General features: G+C 65.1%; 10 protein-coding genes. 3 read left to right on the top strand and 7 right to left on the bottom strand.

What is annotated here, in order from left to right; translation table 11 throughout:
• Positions 1–138: 138 nt before the first annotated feature.
• On the bottom strand, positions 139–585 hold the full coding sequence (locus tag IB273_RS20725) for a low molecular weight protein-tyrosine-phosphatase (protein ID WP_081517869.1): 447 nt from the start codon (positions 583–585) through the stop codon (positions 139–141).
• Positions 586–675: 90 nt separating this feature from the next.
• A complete protein-coding gene (gene plsB / locus IB273_RS20730) occupies positions 676–3,186 on the bottom strand; it encodes a glycerol-3-phosphate 1-O-acyltransferase PlsB (RefSeq protein WP_192224910.1) in 2,511 nt (836 codons plus the stop codon).
• A gap of 169 nt (positions 3,187–3,355) precedes the next feature.
• On the opposite strand from plsB, the gene IB273_RS20735 reads away from it, so the two are divergent.
• Together IB273_RS20735 and IB273_RS20740 are read left to right on the top strand one after the other, a co-directional pair.
• Complete coding sequence (locus tag IB273_RS20735; protein WP_192224911.1) at positions 3,356–3,826, top strand: YMGG-like glycine zipper-containing protein; 471 nt, start codon at positions 3,356–3,358, stop codon at positions 3,824–3,826.
• Positions 3,827–4,382: 556 nt separating this feature from the next.
• The gene (locus IB273_RS20740) at positions 4,383–4,592 is read left to right on the top strand and encodes a cold-shock protein (protein WP_045209986.1); all 210 of its coding nucleotides are present in this window, start codon (positions 4,383–4,385) and stop codon (positions 4,590–4,592) included.
• Between the two features lie 65 nt (positions 4,593–4,657).
• Here the strand turns inward: IB273_RS20740 and IB273_RS20745 are convergent, their stop codons facing one another.
• From IB273_RS20745 to IB273_RS20765, 5 genes are all read right to left on the bottom strand, one after another.
• A complete protein-coding gene (locus tag IB273_RS20745) occupies positions 4,658–5,029 on the bottom strand; it encodes a hypothetical protein (protein ID WP_081517872.1) in 372 nt (123 codons plus the stop codon).
• Between the two features lie 10 nt (positions 5,030–5,039).
• On the bottom strand, positions 5,040–5,849 hold the full coding sequence (locus IB273_RS20750) for a putative RNA methyltransferase (RefSeq protein WP_081517873.1): 810 nt from the start codon (positions 5,847–5,849) through the stop codon (positions 5,040–5,042).
• Positions 5,843–6,037 (bottom strand): hypothetical protein, encoded by a 195-nt coding sequence (locus IB273_RS20755; protein WP_081517874.1) that lies wholly within the window; start codon positions 6,035–6,037, stop codon positions 5,843–5,845. The genes IB273_RS20750 and IB273_RS20755 overlap by 7 nt, the downstream gene beginning before the upstream one ends.
• Positions 6,034–7,191, bottom strand: coding sequence for a succinyl-diaminopimelate desuccinylase (dapE, locus tag IB273_RS20760; RefSeq protein WP_192224912.1), 1,158 nt, complete (start codon positions 7,189–7,191; stop codon positions 6,034–6,036). The genes IB273_RS20755 and dapE overlap by 4 nt, the downstream gene beginning before the upstream one ends.
• A gap of 223 nt (positions 7,192–7,414) precedes the next feature.
• Positions 7,415–10,012 carry a glycosyltransferase gene (locus IB273_RS20765; protein ID WP_151186268.1) on the bottom strand — a complete coding sequence of 866 codons (2,598 nt, stop codon included), beginning with the start codon at positions 10,010–10,012 and terminating at the stop codon, positions 7,415–7,417.
• A 301-nt stretch (positions 10,013–10,313) separates the two neighbouring features.
• Between IB273_RS20765 and tcdA the strand changes: the two genes are divergently transcribed.
• Positions 10,314–11,120: a tRNA cyclic N6-threonylcarbamoyladenosine(37) synthase TcdA gene (gene tcdA / locus IB273_RS20770; protein ID WP_192224913.1), complete on the top strand. Its 807-nt coding sequence runs from the start codon at positions 10,314–10,316 to the stop codon at positions 11,118–11,120.
• The last annotated feature ends 5 nt before the right edge of the window (positions 11,121–11,125 follow it).

The raw sequence follows: 11,125 nt of genomic DNA on the forward strand, positions 1-11,125 counted from the left end.
GGCCCCTGGAAAATTACTTGTCGTAACTGGGAGACCAAACAGCTGAATATGGTCTTGCTGGGCTAGAGCGTAGCCTTTTTCATCATCGGTTTGTAAGGTTTTCTGACGCTTTTGTCGGGAAGATAGTTGTTCGTCAAATTACCGGCGAATTCGCAGTCGATCGCCCCAGGGAGCTACCGCGGATTCGATCAGCGCATACGCGCGCTCGAAGGCATCCGGGCCTTTGCGATAAGGGTCCGGAATCTCCTGGTCGGTCTGCCACTTGCCCAGCAGGAAGGTCTTGCCGCGAGCCTCGGGGGCCAGGCGGATAACGCTCTGGATCTGCGATTGCTCCATCACCAGGACGAGGTTGGCCTCGTGGACCAGTTCGGCGGTGAGCTGGCGGGCGCGGTGCGGTTGGGGGTGGTGGCCGTGACGGCGAAGGGTGGCGAGGGCGGTGTTGTCGATGGAGTGGCCGACCAGCGCGCTGAGCCCGGCGGAGGCCACGGCGATGTCGCTGCCCTGCAGGGACTCGCGCAGCAGGTGTTCGGCGATGGGGCTGCGGCAGATGTTGCCGACGCAGACGATCAGAATCCTGTTGAACACGGGGAGCGTCCCTGACCGCGACCGAGGGTAGATCGTCAGAAATCTATCGGTCGCGGTGCGGGGGCGTCAAGCAGCCGGCAGGAGGGCGGATCAGCCCTGGCTGGCAGCCGGGGGCTCGGTGGGGGAGCTTTCTTCCTGGGGTGGTCGCTCCAGGGCGACCTGGCGGATGGACAGTCGGATCTCCGCCGGCAGCACGCGCTTGGCGGCACCTTCGGCCAGTTCGCCGAGCAGCTCGTGGTAGCTCAGCTTGCCGTGCTCGTCCTTGCGCAGCACGCCTTCGTCCAGCAGGGTCTGGATGAAGTGGCGGAACAGGCTCTTGTCGAAGAATTCCGGGGCGTTGAGACCGTGGAGCACCGACAGGCGCTGGGCCATCACGGTGCAGAGGTTTTCCAGTTCCTCGGCGGTGAGCTGCTTCTGCCCGGCGTTGAGCACCAGCGAGATGGACATGTAGAAGCGCTGCAGGGTCTGTGCGATGGCGCGGGCCAGCAGGGTCAGCAGCACGTACTGGCGCGAGCTGGGCGGCGGGCGGATGAAGGTGTCGTTCTCCTGCTTGAGCAGTTCGCTGGCGACCATGGCCTGCAGCCACTGATCGACCACGGCGTCCAGCTCGTCCAGGCTCCAGCGGATGAACAGTTCCGCCTGCAGGTACGGGTACAGCGCGCGGGTGTAGCGCAGCAGCTGCTCGCGGCTGATCCGCCCGCTGTTCTGGAAGAAGCTGGCGATCAGCGCCGGCAGGGCGAAGATGTGCAGCACGTTGTTGCGGTAGTAGGTCATCAGCACCGCGTTCTGCTCGTCGAGATAGCAGATACGGCCGAGGGCGTCCTTCTGCTCGCTGAGCAGGTTCATGCTCTTTACGTACTCGATCAGCTCGTGGCCGTCGCCCTCGGGCAGCGTGGCGCTGGGCGAGTAGGGCACCTTGCGCAGCAAGTCGAGGTAGAGGTCGATCACCCGAGCCAGGGCGGTTTCGTCCAGGGCCAGGCGGGTGGTGGAGAGCAGCGCCAGGGCGACCAGGTTCACCGGGTTGGTCGCCGCAGCGTCGTTGAGATGACGGGCGACGTCGCGAGCCAGGTGGTTGGTGGTTTCCGACAGCCACGCCGGTCGGTATTCCGGGCTCAGGTCCTGCTGCCGCCAGTCCGGTTGCTGCTGGTCGAGGAAGTCGTCGAGGTGGATCGGCTCGCCGAAGTTCACCCACACCTGGCCGAAGCGCTGCTTGAGTGCACCGACGACCTTGAAGATGTCGAAGATCGATTCCTTCTTCTTCGTCGCGCCGCGCAGTTCGCCCAGGTAGGTGCGGCCTTCGAGCACACGCTCGTAGCCGATGTACACGGGGACAAAGACGATGGGTCGGCGCGAGTCGCGCAGGAAGCTGCGCAGGGTGATCGCCAGCATCCCGGTGCGCGGGTGCAGCATGCGCCCGGTGCGGGAGCGGCCGCCTTCGACGAAGTACTCGGTGGAGAAACCGCGACTGAACAGCGTGTGCAGGTATTCGTTGAACACCGCGGTGTACAACTGGTTGCCCTTGAAGCTGCGGCGCATGAAGAAGGCACCGCCACGACGCAGGATCGAGCCCACCACCGGCATGTTGAGGTTGATGCCGGCGGCGATGTGCGGCGGGGTCAGGCCGTTGCGGAACAGCAGGTAGGAGAGCAGCAGGTAGTCGATGTGGCTGCGGTGGCAGGGCACGTAGACGATCTCGTGGCCCTGGGCGACTTCCTGCACGCGCTCGATGTGGTTGACCTTCACGCCCTCGTAGAGCTTGTTCCAGAACCAGGTCAGGGTCACTTCGAGGAAGCGGATCACCGGGTAGGAAACATCGGCGGCGATCTCGTTGGCATAGCGCAGGGCAGCGGCCTCGGCCTTGTCCTGGGAGATCTTCTGGGTATCGCATTCTTCCTGGATCGCCTGGCGCACCAGCGGCGCGCGCAGCAGGCCCTTGACCAGGGTGCGGCGGTGGGAGAGGTCCGGGCCGATTACCGCGGTCTTCTGGTTGCGGAAGTGCACCCGCAGGATGCGCTGGACCATGCGCAGGGTGCGCTCGTGGCCCTTGTTTTGTTCTACCAGTTCGCGCAGGTGGATGGGCGCGGAGAACTGCACGCGGGTCTTGCGGCCGAGGATGAGGATGCGCGCCAGTTTGCGCAGGCGGCCGGTGACGGCCCAGTTGTCGGCGAACAGCAGCTTCCAGGCGCTCTTCTCGCTGTCCGGGGATTGACCCCAGAACACGCTGACCGGAACGATCTGCGCATCGTCGATACCGTTCTGGCCGATGGCGCCGAGCATGCGCACCAGCGCTGGCGGCGCGCCGCGCTTGTCCTGGCGGCCGAGCCAGTCGGGCTCGGGCGTCAGGTAGAAGAAGGCCGCCGGCTCGATGGATTCACCCACTGCCACCGGCATCACCGGACGCGGCAGGCCGGCCTTGCGGCACTCGGTATCGACCACGGCAAGGTCGGTCACCGAGGGCTGCTGCAGGACGTAGAGGACCGGTTTGCTGCGGTCGATCTTCAGGCTGAAGGCCGACTGGTTGATGGTTTCCGAGCGCACCCAGAGGTACAGCAGGCGGCGCAGGGCACCAAAACCGAAGCGGCGGAACGGGTAACGAGGCATACAGGCCCTATGGCTGGCGTAGGTAAAACGAGCGATTGCTCAGGCCGGCTAGTTTGCCGGATTAGGCCCCCGCCAGCAAAGTCACGAGCGCTTGGTCGGCGCGGGCGGACACCCCGTGGACTGCGGCTATCCTGCCATTTAGGGGATGACATTCTATGGAGGTTCCGCGATGCGTACGTTCACCTGGGGATGCCTGCTCGCCTTGTCGGTTGTGCTGCCCGTCGCGGCCCAGACCGTTGTCCCGCTCAAGGGCCAGAGCAGCCAGCAGATGCAGCAGGACATGACTGAGTGCAACAGCGTCGCCGCCAACGCGGCGAGCAGCGCCACCAGCAGTTCCGATCCGAATGTCGGCGGCCGGGTTCGCGGCGCGGCAAGGGGAGCGGCGGCCGGCGCTGTGGCGGCGGAAGTGCGTGGGCAGCGGCATGATGAGGTTTACGATCGCGCCAGTGACGATGCCAAGCAGGAGTACCGGCAGAACCGCGCTGGCGACGTGGCGGCGGCGGGTGCCGTAGTGGGCGCTTCGCGCCAGCGCCAGGACCGCCGGGAGGATCGTCGCACCCAGAGTGAGGCGCAGAACACTGCCAGTGCCAGCGCCTACAGTGGTTGCCTGCAGGGGCGGGGCTACCAGGTCAGCCCCTGAGCGCGCGAGTCCTCTGATGGTGCACGACTGACCGCGCGTGAGTGCGGTCAGTGGGGTATTTCATGGCCGTTATTCATCGGGCGCAATGGATTGGCGGACTGCCAATTCAGCAGATAAATGATTGGGCATATTGCCGCGGCAGAAGCTGCAGGGCGCACTCCGACTGCTTCTGAAAGACATTTCCGTAGGTTGCCGAAAACGGATCAACGGGAACGAAACTACCCGCCGTAAATGCGCGAAAGTGCGAAAGGGTCCACGTTCGAAACACTTTCGTTACGCAGGGTAACGAGCACCAAAATGGCTCTGCAGGCCCCGAAAAATGGCACTTTGGCCTGATTGGTCATAGGCTCGGGAAGCTGATGAAAAAGTGCTTTTCAGCTGTAACTTTTGATTTATATACTCGGGAGCGCTGTCGCCCTTGGGCGTTATTCGAATTACCTTCCTACGTGCCTTTCGGCGCGGGTTGGATGATAAGGAAAGCGTTCAGCCGGCGACTGCCGAAGTCCTCATTCCCGGGGGCCATCCAAAAATAATAGGCAAGTTGGAGAGTGTGGTAATGGCTGATCGTGAGGTCGGAACCGTCAAGTGGTTCAATGACGCCAAAGGTTATGGATTCATTCAACGCGATAGCGGTCCGGACGTTTTCGTTCACTACCGTGCCATTCGTGGCGATGGTCACCGCTCCCTGGTCGAAGGCCAGAAAGTGGAGTTTTCGGTGATCCAGGGTCAGAAAGGCCTCCAGGCAGAAGACGTGTCGAAGGTCTGAGCCCCCGAAATCAAAGGCCCGTCCAATGGACGGGCCTTTGATTTTCACTCTCTGCCGGCACGGTTTCAGCCCGTGCGCCAGGTAATCTCTTCGACGCCCGCGGCGGTCACTTTCAGCCAGCGGTCGGCGTCTTCCTCGCCCTGATCCTCGCTCCAGCTACCCGGTGCGCAGCGCACCTCCACTTCCAGAGCGGCGCAGGCATCGCGGGCGCAGGCGACATCGTCGTCCCACGGGGTCTTGTCGCTGTCCAGGAACAGGCTGTTCCACTTGCCCACGGCCTTGGGCAGCCAGGTGGCGGGAATGCTGCCGGCGGTGCACTTGAAGGTCTCACCCTGGGCGCGCCATTCGGAGCAGGGGCCAAGAGCCTTCTCCAGCCAGGCGCCGACGGCGGCCTGGTCGGCATCCTTGATGTAGATCTCGATATCCGGTTGGCGCATGGCGTCCTCGTCAGGGTTCTTGGCGTTCCAGCCAATCGTAGCGTACCGCGACCGTCACCTCGAAGGGCTCGGCAAGGATGCGCTCGCGCCGCTCGGGGTTGACCCGCCAGCCGTGGGGCGTCATCGCCAGCAGGTGCTCGCGGGCTTCGCGGGTGTGCAGCGGCAGCTTGAAGCTCAGTTGTTCGCTGTGCGCCAGTTTCAGCTCTTCGGGCAGGTCGGCGAGGTGCTTGTCCTCGACGTACTCGCGAACTTCGTCGTACAGGCGCTGGCGCAGTTCCAGCAGGTGGTCGCGCGCCGGGCCCAGGCGCAGCACGCCGCCGCCGGGAGTGAGCAGGCGAGCCGCTTCCTTCCAGTCGATCGGGCTGAACACGCTGGCCAGCAGCTGGCAGGAAGCCTCGGCCAGCGGCACGCGGGCCATGCTGGCGACCATCCAGGTCAGCTGCGGAGCGCGCTTGCATGCGCGTTTGACAGCCTCGCGGGAGATATCCAGCGCATAGCCGTCGGCCTGCGGCAGGGCTTCACCCAGTTGCGCGGTGTAGTAACCCTCGCCGCAACCGATATCCAGCCAGCGCCCCGGAGCGCGTTCAGCGGCCAGCTCTGCCAGGCGTCTGGCCAGCGGAGCATAGTGGCCGGCACCGAGGAAGTGCCGGCGCGCCTCGACCATGGCGGCGTTGTCGCCCGGATCGAGGCTCTTTTTATGCTGCACCGGCAGCAGGTTCAGGTAACCCTGGCGGGCGCGGTCAAAGCGATGGCCAGCGGAGCAGGCGACACCGTTGTCGACCTCGGTCAGCGCCTCGCGGCACAGCGGGCAGATCAGCATCCTTTCTTCCCTTGCGGCGGCGGCACCAGCGGCTGCGGCAAGTCATTACGCAGCACGGTGGGCAGGGAACGGCGGCGCTGGGCGATCTGGTACACGCGCAGGGAATAACGACGCTCGGCGGCTGGCGCGGGCGGCGGGGTGTCGGGCTGTACGGCGCCCAGGCAGAAGCCTTTGTTCGGTCCACTCATGCCAGCAGTCGCACCAGGGTCTGGTAATAGATTTCGGTCAGTACATCGAGGTCGCTGGCCAGCACGCGTTCGTCCACCTGGTGGATGGTGGCGTTCACCGGGCCGAGCTCGACCACCTGGGTACCCATGGTGGCGATGAAGCGGCCGTCGGAGGTGCCGCCGGAGGTCGACGGCGTGGTCTCGCGGCCGGTGACCGCGCGGATCGCCGCCGCCACGCCATCGAGCAGCTCACCCGGTTGGGTGAGGAACGGCAGGCCGGACAGCGCCCAGTCGATGTGCCAGTCCAGGCCGTGCTTGTCGAGGATCGCCGCGACGCGTTGCTGCAGGCCTTCGACGGTGGATTCGGTGGAGAAGCGGAAGTTGAAGATCACCTTCAGCTCGCCGGGGATCACGTTGGTCGCGCCGGTGCCGCCATTGATGTTGGAGATCTGGAAGCTGGTCGGCGGGAAGTAGTCGTTGCCGTTGTCCCAGTGCTCGGCGGCCAGTTCGGCCAGGGCCGGGGCGGCGAGGTGGATCGGGTTCTTCGCCAGGTGCGGGTAGGCCACGTGGCCTTGCTTGCCGCGCACGCTGAGGGTGGCGCCGAGGGAGCCGCGACGACCGTTCTTGACGATGTCACCGACCAGGGTGGTGCTCGACGGTTCGCCGACGATGCACCAGTCCAGGCGCTCGTTACGGGCCTTCAGGCGCTCGACCACGGCCTTGGTGCCATGATGGGCCGGGCCTTCCTCGTCGCTGGTGATCAGGTAGGCGATGCTGCCGCGGTGGTCCGGATGGTCGGCGACGAAGCGCTCGGTGGCGATGATCATCGACGCCAGGCTGCCTTTCATGTCTGCCGCACCACGGCCGCAGAGCATGCCGTCGGCGTCGATCAGGGCGTCGAACGGCTGGTGCTGCCAGGCCTGCTCGGGGCCGGTGGGGACCACGTCGGTGTGGCCGGCGAAGCACAGCACGGGGCCGTTGGCGCCGTCGCGACCCTGGCGCAGGGCCCAGAAGTTATCCACCTCTTCGATGCGCATGGGCTCCAGGGCGAAGCCGCAGGCGTCCAGGCGCTGCATCATCATCTGCTGGCAGTCGGCATCGACCGGTGTGACGGAGGGACGGCGAATCAGCTCGCAGGCGAGGGCCAGTGTCGGCGAGAGGGACATTGAGGGCATCCTGGGGGTGGAACGGAAAAAGGCGCCCATCTTAAAGCAAAAACGCCGGCGCATGGCCGGCGTTCTTGGTAGCGGATAAGCGGTGCAGCTCAACCTGTAGAAGCACGCTCGCTCCTGCAGGCCTCGGTCTTTCGTAGGATGGGTGGAGCTTGCGATACCCATCGGCCTGGCTTGCCGGATATTGATAGGTATCGCTTCGCTCCACGCCATCCTACGTTCGAGTTCAGCTGGCTGGGGCGGTGTCGGCTACCGGTGCTTCCTGGGCTTTGGGTGCGGCAGACAGCAGCGCCATCACCAGGGCGGCGAGGTAGGGCAGCGACTGCACCAGCAGCATGGCTACCCAGAACATCATGTCGCGGCTCGGCACGCCCTGCACCAGCACGATGCCCAGCGCCGCGCCCCACAGCAGCAGCATGATGAAGACCTCCTCACGGGCTTCGGCCAGTGCGACCAGCAGGCCGTGGTTGGAGGCCATCTTCGGCGTGCGGAAGAACGGGATGGTCTTGGTGAATGTCCCGTAGAGCACCGCCTTGGCGATAGTGTGGGACAGCGCAAGGCCGGCCACCGCCGCCTGGAACGAGCGCAACAGGTCGACGCCCACCGCGCGGCGGTAGAGGAACATGATCTTGCCGAACTTGAAGAAGAACAGCGCCAGCGGCGGGATGGCGAAGATCAACAGCGGCGGGTCGACCCGCTTGGGCACGATGATCATCGCCGAGGACCAGAGCAGCGCGCCGACGGTGAAGAAGATGTTCATGCCATCGGCGATCCACGGCAGCCAGCCGGCGATGAAGTGGTAGCGCTGGCCGAGGGTGAGCTTGCTGTCCTTGCCCTGGAACAGCGCGCGGGCGTGGCCCTTCATGATCTGGATGGCGCCGTAGGCCCAGCGGAAGCGCTGCTTCTTGTAGTCGATGAAGGTGTCGGGCATCACGCCCTTGCCGAAGCTCTGGTGCGAGTAGGCGGCCGAATAGCCTTTCTCGAACACGCGCAGGCCCAGTTCGGCGTCCTCGCAGATGGTCCAGTCGGCCCACTTCAGCTCGTCCATCACGGTCCGCCGGATCATCGTCATGGTGCCGTGCTGGATGATCGCGTCGCGGTCGTTGCGGGTGACCATGCCGATGTGGAAGAAGCCCTTGTACTCGGCGTAGCAGAGCTTCTTGAAGACGTTTTCCTCGCCGTCGTGGTAGTCCTGCGGGGACTGCACCACGGCGATCTTCGGATCACTGAAGTGCGGCACCATCTGCTTGAGCCAGTTCGGCTCGACGCAGTAGTCGGCGTCGATCACCGCCACGACTTCGACGTCCGGCGCGGTGTGCGGCAGGATGTAGTTCAGCGCGCCGCCCTTGAAGCCGGCCAGCGGCGCGACGTGGAAGAAGCGGAAGCGCGGGCCGAGGACTTCGCAGTAGTCGCGCACCGGTTCCCAGACCGCCGGGTCCTTGGTGTTGTTGTCGATGATCAGGACTTCGAAGTCCGGATAGTCGAGCCTGGACAGCGCATCCAGGGTCTTCTTCATCATCTCCGGTGGTTCGTTGTAGCAGGGCACGTGCACCGAGACCTTGGGCCGGTAGCCGGTATCGGTGAGGACCGGATCGAACGGCCGGCGGCGCTTGCGTACCCAGACGGTCTCGGCGAGTTCGTGGGCCTCGGTGAGCAGGACGATGAACACGCCCAGTGCGCCGATGCCCAGCAGGCCGCCGACGGTCATGCTGAACCAGGTGCTGTACTGCTGGCTGTAGTCGTAGGCGATCCACACCAGCACCGAGCCGCCGGCGAAGGCGACCACGGTGAGGAAGGTCCGCCCGCGCTGGCGCAGGGCGCTGCCGTCGATCATCAGCAGGGTCAGGGCGAGCAGCGCCATCACCACCGAGGCGACTGCCAGGGCGCGCCACTGCGGGATGTTCACTACCGGCCCGTCGAAGTTGAACTTCGGTTGGCGCTGGGCGTTGTAGACGCCCCAGTAGGCGCCCACCGAGCCTTCGTCGCCGACTTTCCACGGCTGGTCGAAGGCCTCGACGACGAAGTAGTTGTAGCCGCGCTTGTTCAGTGCGTTGGTCAGCGTGCGCAGGTAGATGGCCTGGTCCGCCTGGGTGGCGTCGGCGCCGCCGCGCATGCGGCCGTTGCTCGGCCAGCCGACTTCGGCCAGCAGCAGCGGCTTGCGCGGGAACTTGGCGCGCAGTTCCTTGGCGCGTTCGAGGACGAACGGGATGGCATCGTTCATCGCCGTGTATTCCCAGTAGGGCAGCACGTGGGCGGCGATCAGGTCGACGTGCTTGGCCATCTCCGGGTACTTCTCGTAGATGTGCCACTGCTCGGCGGTGGTCACCGGCACTTTCACCGCCTTGCGCACGCGGTCCAGGTAGGCCGTCAGTTGCTCGACCGTGACCTCGCGGCGGAACAGCGCTTCGTTGCCGACTATCACCCGCACCACGCTGCGCGAGTTGTTGGCGATCTCGATGCCGCGTTCGATCTCGGCCTCGTTCTCGGCCTCGTCCGGGCCGATCCAGATGCCGAGGCTGACACGCATGCCCAGCTCTTCGGCCAGGCGCGGGATATCGGCCAGCGAGCCCTTCACCGAGTAGGTGCGGATGTTGTCAGTGCTCTTGGAGACCAGTTCCAGGTCCGAACGGATCTCGTCGTCGCTGGGGAACTGGTTCTTCTGCGGATTCTGGTTCAGGCGGAAGGGCGAGAAGGAGAATCCGGAAATGCTTTCCGGCCAGTCGGGAACGCTGACGGGGCGGTTGTAGAGGGCCCAGAAGCCGGTGAAGAGTGCCGCGAGGGCAACGAACACCACCAGGTTGAGGCCGAACTTGCGTGCAGGCATGGTGCGATCGGGTTCCAAAGGGTGGAACGGGGAGGGGCCGGGACAATCTCTGTACGGGACAGCTCGGTCGGGGCGCATCCTACCCCGCACTCCGGGGGCTGTACAGGTTGCCGGCGCCATCCGCCGCGTGGGCGTTCGTGGGCATTTTCCGACAGTTTAGAATGTGTGGCAGGCGCGTGACTGAGACTGCGGCAATCCGGCTTTGTTGCAGGCCGGCCCAGGCCGATTGTTATAGGGGCGCGGTCGTTACAGGGGCCCGGTCGTTATAGAATGCCGGCCGTTTCGAGATGAGGTGTGGGCGATGCAACTGGATGAACAGCGTTTCGGCGGAATCGCGCGGCTTTACGGCCGTGAGGGCCTGGAGCGACTGGCGGCCAGCCATGTGGCGGTGGTCGGGATCGGCGGCGTGGGCTCCTGGGCGGCTGAGGCCCTGGCGCGCAGCGGCGTGGGCGAGATTTCGCTGTTCGACCTGGACGACGTCTGCGTCACCAACACCAACCGCCAGGTGCATGCCATCCAGGGCGCCGTGGGCAAGCCCAAGGTCGAGGTCATGGCCGAGCGCCTGAAGGCGATCAACCCGGGCATCGTCGTACACGCTGTAGCCGATTTCGTCACCCGCGAGACCATGGCGGACTACATCACCCCCGAACTGGACTGCGTGATCGACTGCATCGACAGCGTCGCCGCCAAGGCCGCGCTGATTGCCTGGTGCAAGCGCCGCAAGCTGCAGATCATCACCACCGGTGGCGCGGGCGGGCAGGTGGACCCGACGCAGATCCAGGTCGCCGACCTGAACAAGACCTTCAACGACCCGCTGGCCGCCAAGGTTCGCTCGACACTGCGTCGCGACTACAACTTCTCGCGCACGCCGGGCCGGCATTACAGCGTGCAGTGCGTGTTTTCCACCGAACAGCTGCGCTATCCGAAGCCGGACGGGACCGTCTGCCAGTCCAAGAGCTTTGTCGGCGAGGGCGTGAAACTGGACTGCGCCGGTGGTTTCGGCGCGGTGATGATGGTGACCGCGACTTTCGGCATGGTCGCGGCGGCGCGGGCCGTGGACAAGATTGTCGCGGGTGCGCGGCGGCCTTCGGAGCGCGCTGCGGGCTGATTGCC

It is taken from the genome of Pseudomonas sp. PDM19 (assembly GCF_014852215.1).
Taxonomy (GTDB): Bacteria; Pseudomonadota; Gammaproteobacteria; order Pseudomonadales; family Pseudomonadaceae; genus Pseudomonas.